The organism is Microvirga sp. 17 mud 1-3, assembly GCF_003151255.1.
GTDB lineage: Bacteria > Pseudomonadota > Alphaproteobacteria > Rhizobiales > Beijerinckiaceae > Microvirga.
Map to the genome: position 1 here is coordinate 2,722,363 of NZ_CP029481.1, position 17,892 is coordinate 2,740,254.

At 65.0% G+C, this 17,892-nt stretch carries 19 protein-coding genes and 1 tRNA gene; 9 read left to right on the plus strand and 11 right to left on the minus strand.

Features of this window, described 5'->3' with window-relative positions; all coding sequences use genetic code 11:
- The first annotated feature begins 29 nt into the window (after nucleotides 1–29).
- Nucleotides 30–893 carry a formyltetrahydrofolate deformylase gene (gene purU / locus C4E04_RS13035; protein WP_109597939.1) on the plus strand — a complete coding sequence of 288 codons (864 nt, stop codon included), beginning with the start codon at nucleotides 30–32 and terminating at the stop codon, nucleotides 891–893.
- A 6-nt stretch (nucleotides 894–899) separates the two neighbouring features.
- Here purU and C4E04_RS13040 read toward each other — a convergent pair whose 3' ends face one another.
- The 5 genes from C4E04_RS13040 to C4E04_RS13060 form a co-directional block, all read right to left on the minus strand.
- Nucleotides 900–1,652, minus strand: coding sequence for a glycerophosphodiester phosphodiesterase family protein (locus C4E04_RS13040; RefSeq protein WP_109597940.1), 753 nt, complete (start codon nucleotides 1,650–1,652; stop codon nucleotides 900–902).
- Nucleotides 1,653–1,663: 11 nt separating this feature from the next.
- Nucleotides 1,664–2,584 (minus strand): ABC transporter permease subunit, encoded by a 921-nt coding sequence (locus C4E04_RS13045; protein WP_109597941.1) that lies wholly within the window; start codon nucleotides 2,582–2,584, stop codon nucleotides 1,664–1,666.
- A gap of 2 nt (nucleotides 2,585–2,586) precedes the next feature.
- Complete coding sequence (locus tag C4E04_RS13050) at nucleotides 2,587–3,498, minus strand: ABC transporter permease subunit (protein WP_109597942.1); 912 nt, start codon at nucleotides 3,496–3,498, stop codon at nucleotides 2,587–2,589.
- Between the two features lie 72 nt (nucleotides 3,499–3,570).
- Nucleotides 3,571–4,890, minus strand: a complete 1,320-nt coding sequence (locus tag C4E04_RS13055; protein WP_371681993.1) for an extracellular solute-binding protein — start codon at nucleotides 4,888–4,890, stop codon at nucleotides 3,571–3,573.
- 35 nt (nucleotides 4,891–4,925) lie between these two features.
- The gene (locus tag C4E04_RS13060) at nucleotides 4,926–6,305 is read right to left on the minus strand and encodes a sn-glycerol-1-phosphate dehydrogenase (RefSeq protein WP_109597943.1); all 1,380 of its coding nucleotides are present in this window, start codon (nucleotides 6,303–6,305) and stop codon (nucleotides 4,926–4,928) included.
- Nucleotides 6,306–6,482: 177 nt separating this feature from the next.
- Between C4E04_RS13060 and C4E04_RS13065 the strand changes: the two genes are divergently transcribed.
- Entirely contained in the window at nucleotides 6,483–7,442 is a 960-nt protein-coding gene (locus C4E04_RS13065) for a sugar-binding transcriptional regulator (protein ID WP_109597944.1), read from the plus strand.
- A gap of 7 nt (nucleotides 7,443–7,449) precedes the next feature.
- Here C4E04_RS13065 and C4E04_RS13070 read toward each other — a convergent pair whose 3' ends face one another.
- Both C4E04_RS13070 and C4E04_RS13075 read right to left on the minus strand, forming a co-directional pair.
- On the minus strand, nucleotides 7,450–8,022 hold the full coding sequence (locus C4E04_RS13070; protein ID WP_162559385.1) for an SH3 domain-containing protein: 573 nt from the start codon (nucleotides 8,020–8,022) through the stop codon (nucleotides 7,450–7,452).
- Between the two features lie 25 nt (nucleotides 8,023–8,047).
- Complete coding sequence (locus C4E04_RS13075) at nucleotides 8,048–8,548, minus strand: invasion associated locus B family protein (protein WP_371681994.1); 501 nt, start codon at nucleotides 8,546–8,548, stop codon at nucleotides 8,048–8,050.
- A gap of 210 nt (nucleotides 8,549–8,758) precedes the next feature.
- On the opposite strand from C4E04_RS13075, the gene C4E04_RS13080 reads away from it, so the two are divergent.
- The 3 genes from C4E04_RS13080 to C4E04_RS13090 all read left to right on the plus strand — a co-directional run bounded on the left by C4E04_RS13080 (nucleotide 8,759) and on the right by C4E04_RS13090 (nucleotide 11,070).
- Nucleotides 8,759–9,193, plus strand: coding sequence for a hypothetical protein (locus C4E04_RS13080; protein ID WP_109597948.1), 435 nt, complete (start codon nucleotides 8,759–8,761; stop codon nucleotides 9,191–9,193).
- A gap of 135 nt (nucleotides 9,194–9,328) precedes the next feature.
- Nucleotides 9,329–10,300, plus strand: coding sequence for an ABC transporter ATP-binding protein (locus C4E04_RS13085; RefSeq protein WP_109597949.1), 972 nt, complete (start codon nucleotides 9,329–9,331; stop codon nucleotides 10,298–10,300).
- A gap of 8 nt (nucleotides 10,301–10,308) precedes the next feature.
- The gene (locus tag C4E04_RS13090; RefSeq protein WP_109601105.1) at nucleotides 10,309–11,070 is read left to right on the plus strand and encodes an ABC transporter permease; all 762 of its coding nucleotides are present in this window, start codon (nucleotides 10,309–10,311) and stop codon (nucleotides 11,068–11,070) included.
- A gap of 111 nt (nucleotides 11,071–11,181) precedes the next feature.
- On the opposite strand, the gene C4E04_RS13095 is transcribed toward C4E04_RS13090, so the two are convergent.
- Nucleotides 11,182–11,272, minus strand: a tRNA-Ser gene (locus C4E04_RS13095).
- Between the two features lie 215 nt (nucleotides 11,273–11,487).
- On the opposite strand from C4E04_RS13095, the gene C4E04_RS13100 reads away from it, so the two are divergent.
- On the plus strand, nucleotides 11,488–11,751 hold the full coding sequence (locus tag C4E04_RS13100; RefSeq protein ID WP_162559387.1) for a hypothetical protein: 264 nt from the start codon (nucleotides 11,488–11,490) through the stop codon (nucleotides 11,749–11,751).
- Nucleotides 11,752–11,772: 21 nt separating this feature from the next.
- On the opposite strand, the gene C4E04_RS13105 is transcribed toward C4E04_RS13100, so the two are convergent.
- The 3 genes from C4E04_RS13105 to C4E04_RS13115 all read right to left on the minus strand — a co-directional run bounded on the left by C4E04_RS13105 (nucleotide 11,773) and on the right by C4E04_RS13115 (nucleotide 14,194).
- Nucleotides 11,773–12,564 (minus strand): glycosyltransferase family 2 protein, encoded by a 792-nt coding sequence (locus C4E04_RS13105; protein WP_109597951.1) that lies wholly within the window; start codon nucleotides 12,562–12,564, stop codon nucleotides 11,773–11,775.
- Nucleotides 12,565–12,638: 74 nt separating this feature from the next.
- Complete coding sequence (gene gstA, locus C4E04_RS13110) at nucleotides 12,639–13,259, minus strand: glutathione transferase GstA (RefSeq protein ID WP_109597953.1); 621 nt, start codon at nucleotides 13,257–13,259, stop codon at nucleotides 12,639–12,641.
- 128 nt (nucleotides 13,260–13,387) lie between these two features.
- Nucleotides 13,388–14,194 carry an endonuclease/exonuclease/phosphatase family protein gene (locus C4E04_RS13115; protein WP_245416325.1) on the minus strand — a complete coding sequence of 269 codons (807 nt, stop codon included), beginning with the start codon at nucleotides 14,192–14,194 and terminating at the stop codon, nucleotides 13,388–13,390.
- Between the two features lie 335 nt (nucleotides 14,195–14,529).
- Here C4E04_RS13115 and C4E04_RS21580 point away from each other — a divergent pair, with 335 nt between their 5' ends.
- The 3 genes from C4E04_RS21580 to cueR all read left to right on the plus strand — a co-directional run bounded on the left by C4E04_RS21580 (nucleotide 14,530) and on the right by cueR (nucleotide 17,829).
- Nucleotides 14,530–14,655: a hypothetical protein gene (locus C4E04_RS21580; protein WP_256385737.1), complete on the plus strand. Its 126-nt coding sequence runs from the start codon at nucleotides 14,530–14,532 to the stop codon at nucleotides 14,653–14,655.
- 169 nt (nucleotides 14,656–14,824) lie between these two features.
- Entirely contained in the window at nucleotides 14,825–17,353 is a 2,529-nt protein-coding gene (locus C4E04_RS13120; protein WP_109597955.1) for a heavy metal translocating P-type ATPase, read from the plus strand.
- Nucleotides 17,350–17,829: a Cu(I)-responsive transcriptional regulator gene (gene cueR, locus C4E04_RS13125; protein ID WP_109597956.1), complete on the plus strand. Its 480-nt coding sequence runs from the start codon at nucleotides 17,350–17,352 to the stop codon at nucleotides 17,827–17,829. Before C4E04_RS13120 ends, cueR begins: the two co-directional genes overlap by 4 nt.
- Nucleotides 17,830–17,892 lie beyond the last annotated feature (63 nt).

The window sequence follows — 17,892 nt, forward strand, 5'->3', positions numbered from 1 at the left end:
GGAAGCCTCCCCCTGAATCGGAAAGCCGCATGTCCGCCGAACAGTTCATCCTCACCTTGTCCTGCCAGAACCGCCCCGGCATCGTCGCGGCCGTCTCCACGCATCTGTTCCAGGCTGGCGGCAACATCCTCGAGGCGCAGCAATTCGACGATATCGAGAGCAACCGCTTCTTCATGCGGGTGGTGTTCAATTACGTCGGCGATCTACAGCCCGTCGATTTCCAGCGCCAGGCCTTCGCGCCGGTTGCCGAGGCGCACGGCATGGACTTCTCCATCAGGAGCAGGAACGAGCGGCAGCGCGTGCTCATCCTCGTGTCGAAGTTCGACCATTGCCTGGCGGACCTTCTCTATCGCTGGCGGACCGGGGAGCTACCGATGGAGATTTCAGGGATCGTCTCGAACCATCCCCGCGAGGCCTTCGCACATCACGACTTTTCAGGGCTGGACTTTCACTACCTGAAAGTCACGGCGAGCACGAAGGCCGAGCAGGAGAAAGCGCTCTGGGACATCGTGCAGGCGACTCGGACCGATCTCGTGGTCCTGGCCCGCTACATGCAGGTGCTCTCCGACGATCTGGCCGCAAAGCTCGCGGGCCGCTGCATCAACATCCACCACTCCTTCCTGCCGGGCTTCAAGGGCGCCAAGCCCTACCATCAGGCCCATGCGCGCGGCGTGAAGCTGATCGGCGCGACGTCCCACTACGTGACGGCGGATCTCGACGAGGGTCCGATCATCGAGCAGGACGTGGAGCGCATCAGCCACCACGACACGCCCGACGACCTGATCCGCAAGGGCCGGGACATCGAGCGCCGGGTGCTGGCCCGCGCCATTGCCTGGCATCTCGACGGGCGGGTGCTCCCGAACGGCGCCCGGACGGTTGTGTTCCGGGACTGAGCCGCGTCAGGCCGCCGCGTCCGTCAGGCGGCGACGCACCGCGAGGGCGAGGTCGGGCCGGTCCGTCGTGATCTGGCGGATGGGCCGGGCGAGCCAATGGGCAAGGTCCGCCTCCTCGTTGGGAACCCAGGCGCCGAGCTTCTCCGTGCCGAGGGCCGCCAGGAACGGCTCCATGGTGTGGGCGAGAAGCGCCTTCTCGACCGCGATGGTGCAGCCGGGAATGGCTGTGAAGCGCGCGATCGCCCGGTCGAGGCCGCCCAGCATCTCGGCAGAGCGCCGGTCCATGGAGGCGAGCACGCGGATGACGGGGTCGAGCCCTCTCACCAACTCCAGGACTTCCGGCGCGAAGCAGGTCAGGAACGAGCGCTCCCGAAGCCCGCGGCGGCAGATGGCCTCCAGCGCGAGGGCCTCGAGCCCCTCATAAGGATTGCCGACCGCATCAGTCTTGATCTCCACATGCAGTTCGAGATCACTCTTCCCCAGCACGTCGAGGACCTCTTCGAGGCTCGGGATGCACTCGTCACTGTCGCGCAGGCGGATGGCCTGAAGCTCGGCCAATGTCTTTTCGCCCACCGGGCCGGTGCCATGAGTGGTGCGCTCCAGGGTCGGGTCGTGGATCACGGCGAGCTTGCCGTCCCGGGTCTTGTGCACGTCGAACTCGACACCTTCGACGCCAAGATCCGCCAGCCTGCGGAAGCCGTCGAGGCTGTTTTCGGGCCAGAGGTTCCGGGCGCCGCGGTGGCCGATGATCATGACCATGGGAGAAAGCCTTACTTGCTGCTGTCGACGAGCCCGCGCACGAACCAGCGCTGCATGACGAGGACCACGATGACCGGCGGCAGCATGGTGAGCAGCGCGCCGCTCATGGCCACGTTCCAGGCCGGCTCGGTGTCGGAGCGGGGGATGAGGTGTTTGACGCCGATCACGGCCGTCGCCATGTCCTTGTCGGTGGTGAAGAGGAGCGGCCAGAGATACTGGTTCCACCCGTAGAGGAAAAGGATGATCGAGAGCGCCACGATGTTGGAGCGCGACAGGGGCAGCAGGATCGTCCAGAAGAAGCGCATGGCCGAAGCCCCGTCGAGCCGCGCCGCCTCCAGAAGCTCCTCGGGCACCGTGAGGAAGAACTGCCGGAACAGGAAGGTGGCGGACGCGGAGGCGATCAGCGGCAGGATCAGGCCCTGGTAGGTGTTGATCATGTTCCATTCGAGGGCGATCTCGACCTGGTGCCCCGTGAACCACTCCCATACGGCCGAGAGGTTGAGGGCGTCGATGATCCATTGGATCGGCAAAGCCGCATTCGCGACCGACTCGTAGGTCGGCACGATGCGCACCTCCACGGGCAGCATCAGCGACACGAAGATGAGCCAGAAGGCGAGGATCCGGAACCGGAACCGGAAATACGTGATCGCGAAGGCCGACAGGAGCGAGATCGACACCTTGCCGACCGTGATGCCCACCGACACGATGAAGGAATTCACCAGGAGCTGGCCGAAATCCACCTTGTTCCAGGCCGTGACGAGGTTCTCGACGAAATGGCTGCCCGGTAGCCAGGGCATCGGAACCTGCTGCACTTCCTCCATGGTCAGCGAACCGGCGATGAAGGCGAAATAGAGCGGCAGGCACACGAGCACGATGCCGCCGATCAGGATCAGGTGGCAGACGAGCGTGAGGACGGGGGAACGTTCGACCATGGTCAGATGCTGTAATTCACCTTGCGCTCCACATACTTGAACTGCAGCAGGGTGAGCAGCAGCGCGAAGGACATGAGCAGCACGGATTGCGCCGCCGAGGAGCCGAGATCGAGATTGATGAAGCCGTCCTGGTAGACCTTGTAGACCAGGATGTTGGTTGCGCCCGCCGGGCCGCCATGAGTGACGGCGTCGATGATCGCGAAGGTCTCGAAGAAACCATAGACGAAGTTCATCGTGGTCAGGAAGAACAGGGTCGGGCCGAGGAGCGGCAGCGCGATCTGGAAGAAGCGCTTGATCGGACCCGCGCCGTCGACCGCCGCCGCCTCCATGAGGGACCTCGGCACTGCGAGCAGGCCCGCGACGAGGAAGATGTAGTCGTAGCAGATATGCTTCCAGGAGGCCGCGAGCACCACGAGCAGCATGGCGTCGCTGCCGTTGCGATTGGGATCCCACTCGAAGCCGAGAGCCTTGAGGAGGAACGCCACCGGGCCGACCGACGGATTGAACAGGAAGGCCCACATCACGCCGGCAATCACGGGCGCGATGGCATAGGGCAGGAGAATGATGCCCTTGTAGCCCGACTGGAAGCGCACCACCCGGTCGGTCGCGAAAGCGAGGATGAGCGCGACCACGATGGTCAGCACGTTCTGGGCCAAAGTGAACTGCACCGTGACCCAGACCGAGTTGCGATAGCTCTCGCTCGCGAAGAGGGCCGTGAAGTTGTCGAACCAGACGAAATGCACCGACGCGCCGAAGGGATCCGTGAGCAGGAAGGCCTGCATCAGCGCCCGGACGGACGGAATGAAGAAAAAGAACAGAAGGATCAGAAGCTGCGGCAGCAGCAGCAGGGTCGGCAGACCGGCCGTCCTGAAATGGGCCTGCTTCAGGCCGGGTTCGTGAGTGCGTGCGACCACGTCGAGGCTCCGCTCAGCGGGTGGGAGGAAGCGGCACGGAGGGGAGGAAGGAACTCCGTGCCGCCCCGGCCGTCAGTACTTGCCCTTGTTGAGGCGCTCATACTGGCGGAGGATCTCGTTCCCCCGCTTCACGGCATCGTCCATGGCCTGCTGGGCGTCCTTCTTGCCCGCAAACATAGCCTCCACTTCCTCGCGCTGGGCGAACATGGACTGCGTGAAGTTGCCGAAATGGAAGCCGAGGGAGTTCTCCGTGGGCGTGCCGCGATTGAGCTGAAGGATCGCGATCTCGCGGGTCGGGCTCTCCTTGTAGTAGTTCTGCGACTTGGCGAGCTCATAGGCCTTGTTCGTCAGGGGCACGTAGCCCGTGGCCTTGTGCCACCACAGCTGGGTCTCGGGTTTCGCCAGGAAGTCGAAGAAGGCCGCGACTGCCTTCTCCTCATCGGACTTGTGGCCCTTGATGACCCAGAGCGCAGCGCCGCCGATGGTGCTGTTCTTCGGCTGGCGGCCCTCTTCCCACGGCAGGTAGGTGGCGCTCCAGTTGATCTTGGAATTCTTCTCGATGCCGCTATGGGCGGCCGTCGAGGCGAAATAGGTGGCACAGGTGCCGGAGGTAAAGAGCTGCTCGGGGCTGAAGCCCTGGCCGGCGATCTTCAGCACATCGTCGTCGAGCCAGCGCTTCAGGCGCGCCACCTGGGGCACCACCAGGGTCTTGTTGTAGACGAACTCCGTGTCCAGCCCATCGTAGCCGTTCGCCTTCGTGGCGTAGGGCTGATCGTTGATGGCGCTGTAGTTCTCGATCATGCTCCAGTGATAGTCGGTGGCGAGCGCCGTGCCGCACTCGGCCGCGCCGGACTTCTTGATGGCGTAGAGCTGCTTCTCGAACTCGCCCCAGGTCTCGGCCGGCTTCTCGAAGCCCGCTTTCTGGAACTGATCCTTGTTGTAGTAGAGGATCGGCGACGAGGAATTGAAGGGCATCGCCGCGAGCTTGCCCTTGTAGGAGTAGAACCCGGCGACCGGCTTGATGAAGTCGTTCCAATCGACCTTGTGGCCGGTCTTGTCCATCAGCTCCTGAACCGGGACAATGGCGTCCGAGAGCAGCATGGTCATGAAGCCGCGCTCATAGATCTGCACGATATGGGGCGGGCGCTTGGCGCGATAGGCCGCGATGGTGCTGTTGATCACCTCGTCGTAATTGCCCTTGTTGACCGCCACGACCTTGTACTGATCGTTGGACTCGTTGAATTTCTTGACGAGTTCCTCGACGCGTTCGCCGTTGACGCCGTTCATGGCGTGCCACCATTGCACCTCCACGGGCGCCGCCATCGCGGTGCCGGAGAGGCAGAGCGCCAGGACGCCTGCGGCGGCCGGAGCCTTGAGAGAAAGAAATGTCACGGTAGGTCCTCCCTTTCGTTTGTCGTTTCGTTCGCTCAGGCAGAGGCGGTGTGCCGCGTCTCCGCCCCTGAACGCCGCCCCCAGAAACCATCCTGGGCAAAGAGAGCGGCGATTCCTCTGTCGAGCCAGCCCAGATCGTCGAGAAGATCCAGGATGGTGTAGCGCCGCCGGATCAGCCGCGCACGGCGGTAATCCGCCGCGAGTTTGGCGAGCGGTACGCCGAGATCGTTCGGATGCGCCGGCGCGCCCGCCTGGCGCAACCACGCTTCCATCGTGTCTGCCGGGACGCAGGTGCCGCGCAGGTCCTCCCGCAGAGCGGGCCAACGTTCGACCAGGATCGCGAGGCGCTCCGCACGACGGCCGGCATTCGCGGTCTTCACGGCCATTTCGACCCGTGCGCTGTCGGCGAGATGCCCCTCCGGGAAACCCGCGGCGATCTCCGCCTCGATCCGCTCCGGCGAGGATGCGCCGGAGGCGGCACGGACCGTCTCGGATGTAATGTCCTGGGCAAGAAACCACTCATAGAGCGCAAGGAGCGCCACGGTGCCGATGCCGACGCAGGCCCCGTGCGCGGCAGGCTCGCCCTGGAAAGTGAGGCGTTCCATTTCCCACACATGGGAGATCAGGTGCTCGGCGCCGCTGGCGGGCCTGGAATTGCCGTGGGCCTGCATGGCGAAGCCCGCGACGAGCAGGCCGTTGACCAGGTCGCCCGTGGCATCCGGATCGCCAGCCGCCACCGCGCCGGGCCGCGACAGCCATTCTCGGACATTGTCCTGCACCATGGCGAAGGGCTCAGGGTTGACGGCTTCCTCGCCGAGCGCGTCCGCGAGCTTCCAGTCGGCACCCGCGACGATCTTGCCCGCGAGGTCGCCATAGCCCCAGCCGGCCATGCGGCGGGGTGCCTGCGCGACGATGTCGAGATCCGCCACCACGGTGACCGGCGGCGCACAGCCGAGGGTCCGCTTGAACCCATCGTCGAGGAGAGCCGCACCGGAAGCCGCATAGCCGTCCATGGAAGCGGCGGTCGCCACGCAGACGTAAGGCACGCCCGCCACCTCGGCGGCATATTTCGTCAAATCGTTGATCACGCCCGACCCGACCGAGACCGGAACGGCGCCGCGCTCGCGAATCGCCGCTGCAATGTCCCGCGCAGTTGCCGCATGGGGCTTCACCCGGGGCTTCTCATGAAGGACGATCGGCTCCGCGACCGCAAATCCTGCTCCTGAGAGCACGGATGCCGCTTGGCGGCCCGCCACATCCATTGTGGTGTCGTCGGCGATCACGAGCAACGGCTTTCCCTTGAAGTCCCTGGCCCCTTCAGGCAGCGCCGCCAGAGCGCCCGGTGCGACGAACACGCTGCGTGTGACTGCAGCTTTCCCGATTGCCCGGTCGAGTACGCGTGCCTGATCGGCCATCGATCCCTCACTGGAAATACATTTGAATAGTTTGTATTACATTTGTATGACGAACGCAACGGAACTGTCGAGTCCTCCTCCCCGGCCCTTTCCGCGTCGAATGGGCGGGTCGCCTTGTGAAGTGAGGGCACTTGTGACAATTCCGGTCCGCAACAGCGTTTCCCGAGGGCTCCGGCCATGACCCGTCCCGAAGAGCAGATCGAAGCCCGCGTCGCTTGGCTCTACTACATGGAGGGGCTGACTCAGGCCGAGATCGCCGAGAAGCTCAAGATGACGCGCCTGCGGGTGAACCGCATGCTGGTGGAGGCGCGCACCAGCGGCCTCGTCAGCATCACGCTCAATTCGCGTTTCGCGAGCTGCCTCGCCCTGGAACGGGTCTTCGTCGAGGAGCTGGGCCTCAAGGCTGCGATCATCATTCCGACGCCGGAGGACCCGGATCTCATCCCGATCCTGCTCGGGCAGGCAACGGGCGAGTATCTCTCGACCTACCTGGAGGAGAATCAGGTGTCCGGCCTGGGCCTCGGCTGGGGCGCCACCTTGCGCGAGACGATCCGCAATATGCGGGCTGGCCGCTATCCGGGCCTGTGCGTAAACTCGATGATGGGCGGCCTTACCCACGGGCTCGAGCTCAACACCTTCGAGACCGCCAGCGGCCTCGCCAACCGGCTCAATGCCCAATGCCAGTATCTGGCGGCGCCGATCTATGCGGGCAGCCCGGATTCCCGCGACATCATCCTGGCGCAGGACGTATTTCGCGAGACCTTCGAGCGGATCGCCGCCAACGACATCGCGGTGCTGAGCATCGGCGACCTGTCCGAACGCTCACTGCTGGTGCGCTACGGCCTCCCGCGCGACGTCTCCACTGACGACCTGCGCTCCAGGGGCGCGGTCGGCGACATTATGGGCCAATTCTATGACGAGAACGGCACGCCCATCGACCACCCGCTCAACCGCCGCGCCATCGCGCTGCCCCTCGACGACCTCTCGCGGATCCCCACCGTCGTCCTGACCTCGGGCGGCGCCAACAAGACCCGAGCCGTTGCGGGCGCCCTGCGGGCGAAGCGTGCCTCGGTCCTGGTCTGCGACGAGGATACGGCACGGCAAGCCTATGCGCTCCTGCGCGGAGGCACGGCCTAAGCGCCCCTCAGAGCATGTTGCGCATCACGCCCCAAACGCTGCGGTCCGGGATCGTCTCGTCGGGATAGACGCCCCATAGGCGCGTCTGGCGGACATAGCCGCTCGCCTCCTGGCCCTGCACGCGGACGGAACACCACATCCGATCGCACCATTGCAGGCCGACGAGCACACGGGGCTGAAGGCGCGCCGCGACGGCGGATGTCGGGCGCCTCCCCGCCCGAAGGTCGACGGCGCTCTCGCTCCACGGGGCCACCAGGGCGGTGCGGCGGGACGACAGGAGCATTGCGGCGATCCATCCCTCGCTCCCGTCGCTGGCGCGGATGCGCCGCCAATTGCCATAGGACGCGAGCACCTCCACCGGCAGGCCGCGCTTCTTGTAGACCCAGCGGATCGGATAATCCCGCCCGGGCCCGACGCGGACATTGGCCACGGGTCGCTTCAGGGACGCGAAATAAGGAAGCGCCACCGGCCTCCCGGCCGAAACCGGTGCGGCCGGCCCAGCGGCCTGCGCGCCCACCCTACCGGCATCGACCGCCAGGAGCGACAGGAGGCAGGCCAGCCACGCGGCACGATGGGTCATTCTCGGGGCCATCCTCGCCTCCCGGTCAGCGGCAGGATCGTGTCGCCTTCCGCATCGCAGCCGTCACGCCCTTGAGCGAGAAGGTATATTCCGTCCGGTTTCCGCGGCTGGAGAGAGCCTCGACGGTCATGAGCTTGCCCTTCTGCAGAGCCGCCATGAACTCCCCTTCCCGCTCCTCCCGGCGGAGCCAGGCATAGGCGCCGCGCGGCAGCATCGTGAAGGCGGTCCCGTCCACCGAGACCTTGATGGCCTCTGCGCCGAAATCATATCCGGCGCGGAGGCTGGCCTCCGTCTCGCTCGGGCCCTGCCGGCGATGGCGGATAGCAAAACTCACGCGACCGTGATCGAGATTTTCAGGTTTCATGGTCTGCGCTTCCGCATAGATATAACAAACCCTCGTCTTTCCTTCGTATGACGACCAGGCGCTCCAGTTCTCGAATGTTCCCAAAGGCTTGATCTCCTGTGCAAGAACGCTGGAGCAGGAGGCCACGAGGAAAAACAATGCTGAGAGTGTGGATCGTTTCATTAAGGGAATACTCGTTATGTGCTGTGCGGGAACGCGCGAACCTTTTCAGCCGGATCTTACCGTAGCGTTAAGATGACCCATCATCGGCCCGGCCCAAGCCACCCTTGCCCGAAAGTCACCACACTCACGCTCTAGCGCAGGGCCGCCCTGGCATGGCGGACCGCCTCCCCGTCCCCAAATCCTTCCCGCCCAGGCGCAGAGGAGATTGCGATGATGGATGGACTGGGCGAGCTCGCACCGATTGCCGCGGCTTCGTTCCTGGGCCTGTGCCTGGTGTGGCTGCTCTGGCGCGCCCTTCGGCGCCTTGTGGCGCCCCGCGCCGAGCGGCAGGAGCCAGCCTTTTCCGAGCCTGTTCCCCAGCCCGTGGAGCCAGTCCCCGCCCGTCGGGAACCCGTTCTGGCCCCGTCTCAACCCGGGCCTTCCCAGCCTGTACCGCAGCCGAGCGTTCCTGACGCCGCCGACATTCTGGCCCTGAAGGCAAGCATCGATGCATTGACCCGGCAGATCGCCTCCCTGGAGAAGCGGCTGGTTCCCGCCCATTCCAACGAAGTGGTCGTCGAGAAGCCTGTGCCCTCCGCCGCAAGGCCGTTGTCGGTGGATATCCTGGCCGAAGTCCCCCTCGTGGTGCCGGAACGCCGGCGCTGAACCCAACCCACAGGACCGTCCTGGCCCGGGCTTGCTGAATCGCGGGCGTGGTCGTAAACCCTTTGCCCCGCCGACGGGGCGAGCGTCGACGGGCCATCCGGCATCAATCGCTCTGCGCCGAGGGGAAGGTGGCTCATGAAGCCGCTCGAGGACAGGCACGGTTCGGGAATCCCGCGGGAACGGGACCCGGTCATCTCAGTATCCGGGCTCAACAAGGTCTATGCTTCGGGCTTCCAGGCCCTGCGGAATGTGGACCTGGATATACGCCAGGGAGAGATCTTCGCTCTCCTCGGGCCGAACGGCGCCGGCAAGACGACCCTGATCAGCACCATCTGCGGGCTCGTCAATCCCAGCACAGGCCGGGTAATGGTGGCGGGCCACGACATCATTCGCGACTACCGCGCCGCCCGCACCAAGATCGGCCTCGTGCCGCAGGAACTTGCCACGGACACGTTCGAAACCGTCCAGGATACGGTGAAGTTCAGTCGCGGCCTGTTCGGCAAGGCGCCCAATCCTGCCCTGATCGAGCGGATCCTGCGGGATCTCTCCCTGTGGGACAAGCGCGACACCAAGATCCGCGCCCTTTCGGGCGGCATGAAGCGGCGCGTGATGATCGCCAAGGCGCTCTCGCACGAGCCCGAGATCCTGTTTCTCGACGAGCCGACCGCCGGCGTCGATGTGGAGCTGCGGCGCGACATGTGGGCCATGGTGAGACGCCTGCGCGAGAGCGGCGTCACCATCATCCTCACCACGCACTACATCGAGGAGGCCGAGGAGATGGCCGACCGGGTGGGCGTGATCCGCAAGGGCGAGATCATCCTCGTGGACGAGAAGGCGGCGCTGATGCACAAATTGGGCAGGAAGCAGCTCACCCTGCACCTGCAGGCGCCGCTTCAGGAGGTTCCCCCGGGCCTCGGCATCGAGGGGCTGGAACTGTCAGCCGACGGCACGGAACTCGTCTACACCTTCGATGCCCAGGCCGAGCAGACAGGCATCGCCAACCTTCTCAGGCGCCTCGCCGAACACGGCATCGACTTCAAGGACCTGAACACGTCCCAGAGCTCCCTCGAGGAGATCTTTGTCAGCCTCGTGGGAGGACGCCCGTGAACCTGCCGATCAATCTTCACGCCATCAAGGCAATCTACGCGTTCGAGATGGCGCGCATGTGGCGCACGCTTCTCCAGAGCATCGCCTCTCCGGTCATCTCCACCTCGCTCTATTTCATCGTGTTCGGGTCGGCGATCGGCGGGCGCATGGCGGAGGTCGACGGCGTCAGCTACGGGGCCTTCATCGTGCCGGGGCTGATCATGCTGTCGATCCTGACCATGAGCATCTCGAACGCCTCCTTCGGCATCTACATGCCGAAATTCACCGGCACCATCTACGAGGTCCTGTCCGCGCCGATCTCCGTCGTCGAGATCGTGATCGGCTATGTGGGCGCGGCCGCGACCAAGTCGATCATCCTGGGGCTCGTGATCCTGATCACCGCCCGGCTCTTCGTGTCGTTCTCCATCGAGCATCCACTCTGGATGATCGGGTTCCTCGTCCTCACCTCGGTGACCTTCAGCCTGTTCGGCTTCATCATCGGCATCTGGGCGGACGGGTTCGAGAAGCTGCAACTCGTGCCGATGCTGATCGTCACGCCGCTCACATTCCTCGGCGGCACCTTCTATTCCATCGGCATGCTGCCGCCCTTCTGGCAGAAAGCGACCCTGTTCAACCCGGTGGTCTATCTGGTGAGCGGCTTCCGCTGGAGCTTCTACGGCGTCTCCGACGTGGCCGTAGGCATCAGCCTCAGCATGACCCTGGTCTTCATGGCCCTGTGCCTGGTCATCATCGCGGCCATGTTCCGGACGGGGTATCGGCTGAAGACGTGAGCCGAGCGCCTGCGCGCTGGACGTTTTTTCGGACCCAGGCCCGCCGCGCCAGCGCGCGGCAACCAGGGCCGCAGAAACTCTTCGCAGAACAAGCGCTTCAGGAAAATCAGGTGGCGGAGACGGAGGGATTCGAACCCTCGATACCCTTTTGGGGTATGCTCATTTAGCAAACGAGTGCCTTCAGCCTCTCGGCCACGTCTCCAGCAACGGGGAATCTGGTGCAGATCGCCCCGTCCGCGGCGCATATGGCGCGACAAAGCCCCCTTCGTCAAGGTCGTTGTGTCGCAAGATCGCCCTTTCCAGGCGTCTCCTGTGGGCCGGAGCCGTTCGCGGTTTTTCCTGTGCGCCGCTGCACCTCCTACGGGGCTCATCTCTCCTAGCGTTCCTTCGACGGGAATCGCACAGGAGGTCGTGTTCGTGGATTCGGAACGGGACATTCGGGAACAGTCCCCCTGCTCGGACGCAGGGGTGGACGGGGCCCTTGCGGAGATCAGGGAGCGGTTCCTGGCTCAGGCGCCGCGGGACGCGGCCGGACGGCTCCTGTTCGCCGCGATGCTGACTTTCGCGGGTCTCTGGATCGGTCTGTTCTCCTGGCTGGGCTCCTATGCCTACGAGCTCTCCGGCGAGTGGGCGAGCCGCGCAGCCATGAAGCCCCCTTCCCTGCTCATCGGGCAGAGGTGACAAGCATTCTGGCGCCAAGCACTAATCCTGCTGCTGGCTGGGCCCCTTCAAGGCATTCAGGCGGCGCTTCTCGTAGTGCTTGGCGAGCCGCAGGTGCCGGGAGATGGCGTAGTTCATAGCCGTCAGGAAGCCGTAGGTGCCGCGCAGGGCATGGCGGCGGCCGATATAGGCCTTGATGAACGCCGCCGGCAGCTCGAAGAACACCCGCCAGGTGGGGATCGTAACGCCCCGGATCTCGAGATCGACCGCCTGCTGGTCCGAATAGCGGTTGAGCTTGGCCAGCTGGTCGCCGAGGGAGCGCACGGACCAGTGATGAATAATCCCCTTTAGCTTTCCGACTTTGGCTCCAGGCGTGAGATCGACCCGGTCGTGCACCAGCGAGGGTGAATAGCGCCCCCAATCCTTCCGGTAGAGGCGAACGGGATAAAGGGTATAGGCCAGCGGGTGCGGCGCCGCCTCGCCCGGGAAGATCTCCGCAATCCCGATCCGATAGGCCTGCTTCGGCGGCTCTCCGCCTGCGAAGAGCGCGCGGATCTCGGCAGCGAGCTTCGGCGGCACGACCTCGTCGGCGTCGAGGTTCAGCAGCCAATCGTAGCGGCACTGGTCCTCGCCAAAGCGCTTCTGGGGGCCATATCCCGGCCAGGGATTGTGGATGACCCGCGCGCCGAGCTCCTCCGCCACGGCCTGGGTTCCGTCCGTGGAGCCGGAATCGATCACCACGAGATCGTCCGTCAGGTCGCGGACCGCCCGGATGGTGTCGCCGATGCGATCGGCCTCGTTCTTGGCAATGATGAAAACAGAGATGGGGAGCATGACGAAAGAGCCGGGTGATCGGGCTGACTAGCCGCCGCCGCCGCATCTGGCAAGAGCGCTGGCATCCCAGCCCGTCAGCCCCCGCAGCCGCCCGCGAGGAGCCCCTCATCCTCCATGGCTTTTCGGACCTTCGGTCGGCTGCCGACCCGCTCCATATAGGCGACCATGCGCGGATAGGCCGTGAGGTCGATCTTATGAAAGCGGCACCAGTTCAGAATGGTGAACGCGTAGGCATCCGCCACCGTGAAGGTGCCCCCCATGAGATAGGCCCGGCTCTCGAGTGTCAGATTGAGGAAGGCGAAATGCCCGTGGAGGAGCTTCAGCGCCATCCGGCGGCATTCCTCCGAAACAGGCATCCACAAGGGGCCGAAGCCCTTGTGCAGATCGCTCGCCACAAACGCCAGCCATTCCTGGACCTGAAACCGCTCCAGGGAGCCGCACCGGGGGATCAGGCCGGAACCGGGCGCCTGGTCGGCCAGGAACTGGACGACCACCGATGCCTCCGTGAGGAGTTCGCCGTTGTCGAGCATCAGGGCCGGGACGTCGCCTTTGGGGTTGACGCTGAGGAAATCACGGCCCGAGGCCGTCGTCTTCGTCGTCAGGTTGACCTTGTCCAACTCAAGGGAAAGCCCGGCCTCGGAGGCAACGATATGCGGCGCAAGAGAGCAAGCTCCCGCGGAATAATAGAGCTTCATGGTCCTCTCCGGCTCTGCGGCCGAGCTTGGTCACGCAGCGGAACCGGCGGAGACTAATATGGCGAATGCAACGTAGCAATATTGTCTTCTTTGCACCCGGAACAGAAATGTTGCATCCGTGCAAAGATTCAGGTCAGTTCCTTTGAGGTAGCTTGAGCATAATCGCTCTCGGCGCTCGCAGGGCCGGGTTGAACGCGCAATTCCGCCAGCAGCGGAAAGTGATCCGAAGCCACCCGGGTGAGCTCATTGCGCACGGGTGCCGCTCCGATGATATCCACCGATTTCGTGACGAAGACATGGTCCAGCCGCAGCACGGGCGCCCGCGTGTGGAAAGTCGGCTGGGGTTCGCCGGCGGGATTCGACAGCTGCGCATCCCTCAGGCGGCTGGCGAGGAGGCGGTAGGACCGGGAATAGGGCGGCGCATTGAAATCCCCGAGCAGCACGGCGGGGTCGGCGCACTCGGGATGCCCGGTCCATTCCTCTCCCAGGAGCGCGGCTGCCTGAGCGCGTCTTTCCCGGGAGCGAAGGGAAAGATGGGCGTTGATCACGTTGAGGGGGTGTCCCTCCACGTCCACCGAGACCCAGAGCGCGCTGCGTTTTTCGAAGGACGACCCTGAGGACAGGCACGGCAGGCGCCCGGACTTGATGATGCTGGAGGAATGCCGGGTCAGGATGGCGATGCCGTACTGATCCCCGAGCATGCGGATCGTCGGCTGGAAATGCAGGTCCATGCCGAGCTGCTTCGCCACCATCTCGGCCTGGTCCGGATGTCCCTTATGGAGCCGTCCGGCCCGGACTTCCTGGAGGGCCACGACATCGGCCTCGCAGGAGGCGATGACCTCGGCGATCCGGCCAGGCGAAATCTGCCGGTCCGTCCCGAGCCAGCGATGAACATTGTAGGTGAGAATACGGACGTTCCGCCCCGGCTTTTCCACGTGCTTCAAAGCTCAGTCTCGATCATCTGGGGATAGGCGGTGCGCAAGGTCCGCATCCAAAAGTCCTGAATTCCGCTAGTGGTGGAACATGGTGGTTCAATGGCCGGGCACAGGCCGAGGTTCCAGCTACCCGCAATATGGCAAGGCTCGCGCCAGGATTCGCCCCCAACCATAGGCTAGGACCGAAGGTCGCATTCCTTTCGCCACCAGCCTTACGTAATGTCATTACGTGAAGATGCTAATTAATACGAAATGTCTGTTCCAGTCCGTGCGTCTTTATCTTAACAGTAACTGACTCGGAGCATGAAGCTTCGTGGATGCCAAGCTTGAATCGCATGTCCTCTCGTTCTGACAAACGCCCGGGCGAAGATCTTCTGGCACGTGTCCTCGACTGGGCCGGATTATCGTTCGGCATCGGGGTGCTGATCGTCGTCGCGACATTCACCATTCAGGTCCACTGAAGGCTGAGGGTCTGCGGCCGGCCGCGCAGCCTCCGCCGCCCCTAGTCCCTGAACCTCTCCATCCACTCCCGGTTCTCCTTCCTTTCCAGTGCGTCCATGCGGGCCTTGACCTTCCCATGATGGGAAGGATCATAAGATCGGGCCAGGATATGGAATCAGGAGATTCATCATGGCCGATACCCGACCCACTGCGGACCTCACCCTCGACATTCCCATCGAGGGGATGTCCTGCGCGTCCTGCGTCGGCCGTGTCGAGAAGGCCATCAAAGGCGTGAACGGTGTCACTTCGGCGAGTGTCAACCTGGCTACGGAACGGGCCCGGGTATCATTCGACCCGTCACGCGCGGCGCCTGAGGCCGTGGCCGAGGCGATCCGCAAGGCCGGTTACGAGCCCAGGGCCGAAAAGATCGACTTGGCCGTGGAGGGCATGACCTGCGCGTCCTGCGTCGGGCGTGTGGAGAAGGCGCTCGCGCGGGTTCCGGGCGTCATCGAGGCCAACGTCAACCTCGCGACCAGCCGGGCCTCGGTGCGGTATCTGGGCGGGAGCGACATGACGGCCCGCCTCGTCGCGGCCGTGGAGAAGACCGGCTATACGGCCCGCCCGGCCGCTCCTGCGGGCGCCGAGACCGACCGGGAAGCCGCGGCCCGTGAGGCCGAGAACACCGCCCTTCGCCGTTCCCTCGCCTTCGCGGCCGTGCTGACCCTTCCGGTCTTCCTCATCGAGATGGGCTCGCATTTCATCCCGGCCGTCCATGACTGGGTTATGGCGACCATCGGCCATAGGGAGAGCTGGTATCTCCAGTTCGTTCTGACGACCCTCGTGCTGTTCGGGCCGGGCCTGCGCTTCTTCCGGAAGGGCGTTCCGGCCCTGCTGCGCCTCGCGCCCGACATGGATTCCCTCGTCGTGCTCGGCACCAGCGCAGCCTATGGCTACTCGCTCGTCGCGACCTTCCTGCCCGACCTCCTGCCGGCCGGCACCCGGAACGTCTACTACGAGGCCGCCGCCGTCATCGTGACGCTGATCCTGCTCGGGCGCTTCCTCGAAGCGCGGGCCAAGGGGCGGACCTCGGAAGCGATCAAGCGGCTGATGGGCCTGCAGGCCAAGACCGCCCGGGTCCGCCGGGATGGCGCGTTCCAAGAGCTTCCCCTCGACGAGGTCCGCACCGGAGACGTGGTCCAGGTGCGGCCGGGCGAGCGGATCCCTGTCGACGGCGAGGTGATCGAGGGCTCGTCCTTCGTGGACGAATCCATGATCACCGGCGAGCCGGTGCCGGTCCAGAAGGCCGAAGGCGCCGCCGTCGTCGGCGGCACCGTTAACAAGACCGGGAGCTTCACCTTCACGGCCACGAAGGTCGGTGCCGAGACCGTTCTGGCCCAGATCATCCGCATGGTCGAGGAGGCGCAGGGCTCGAAGCTTCCGATCCAGGCCATGGTGGACCGGGTTACGGCCTGGTTCGTACCGGCCGTCATGGGGGCGGCCGTGCTGACCTTCGCGGCATGGCTGTGGTTCGGGCCGGATCCGGCCCTGTCCTTTGCGCTCGTGAATGCGGTCGCGGTGCTCATCATTGCGTGCCCCTGCGCTATGGGCCTCGCCACGCCGACCTCGATCATGGTCGGAACAGGCCGGGCCGCCGAACTCGGCGTCCTCTTCCGCCAGGGCGAGGCGCTCCAGAACCTGAAGGATGTGGGGATCGTGGCTCTCGACAAGACCGGCACCCTGACCCTGGGCAAGCCGACCCTGACCGATTTCTCCGTAGAGACAGGCTTTGAGGAAGCGGACGTTCTGCGCTTCGTTGCGTCCGTGGAGAGCCGATCCGAGCACCCTATCGCCGAGGCCATCGTGGCGGCGGCGCAGGGCCGTGGCCTAACCCTGGCGGAGCCCGAGCGATTCGAGGCCGTTCCGGGCTTCGGCGTCTCAGCCCTTGTCGAGGGACGGCGGGTCGAGATCGGAGCCGACCGGTTCATGGACAGGCTCGGCCTGAAGGTCGCGGCCTTCGCGCAGGTCACGGAGCGGCTCGGCCAGGAAGGCAAGAGCCCCCTCTACGCAGCCATCGATGGCCGGCTCGCCGCCGTGATCGCTGTGGCGGATCCGCTGAAAGCCTCCACCCGGGAGGCCATCGCGGCCCTGCACGGGCTCGGCCTGAAGGTCGCCATGGTGACGGGCGACAACCGCCGCACGGCACAGGCCATTGCCCGACAGGTCGGGATCGACGAGGTCGTGGCGGAGGTGCTCCCCGACGCGAAGGTGGAGGCGGTCCGCCGCCTGCGCACACAACATGGGCGCATCGCCTTCGTGGGCGACGGCATCAACGATGCGCCGGCCCTTGCGGAGGCGGATATCGGCCTCGCCATCGGCACCGGTACGGACATCGCCATCGAGAGCGCCGACGTGGTGCTCATGTCCGGCGACCTGCGCGGCGTCGTCAACGCCATCGCGCTGTCGCGGGCGACCATCCGCAACATCAAGCAGAACCTCTTCTGGGCCTTTGCGTACAACGCCATCCTGATCCCGGTCGCGGCGGGTGTCCTCTATCCCGTGGATGGCGTGCTGCTCTCGCCGATGATCGCGGCAGGCGCGATGGCCCTGTCGAGCGTGTTCGTCGTCGGCAACGCGCTGCGCCTACGCAGCTTCCGGCCTCCCCTGCCGGGCAGCGTGGGCTCGGCCGAAATCGGCCGCATGGTAGGAGAAGCCGCATGAATATCGGACAGGCGGCGGAGCGCTCCGGCGTTTCCGCGAAGATGATCCGCTACTACGAATCCATCGGGCTGATCCCGAAGACCGTACGGACGGAAGCGGGCTACCGGGTCTATTCGGACGCGGACATCCACACACTGCGCTTCATCCGCCGGGCACGGGACTTAGGATTCTCGGTGGAGCAGATCGGCGAGCTGGTGTCGCTCTGGCAGGACCGCAGCCGCGCAAGCACCGACGTGAAGGCCATCGCGCTGGAGCACATCCAGGCCCTGGAGCGCAAGATCGCGGAGCTTCGCTCCATGACCGAGACTCTGAAGCATCTGGCGCACACCTGCCACGGGGACGCGCGGCCCGATTGTCCCATCCTCGAGGAGCTTGCGGGCGCGGAGGTCGTTCACGATTGCGCGAAGCGCGAGACCGTCTTCGGCCTCGCTCGTACGCCTCACCGGACTGGCTCGAAGGCAGGACAGGGTTCCTGACGGAGCCCTGCTCACGGCCAAGCCGTTGTTTCCAGCCATGATTTGCCTCTGGCGTTGCCAGCC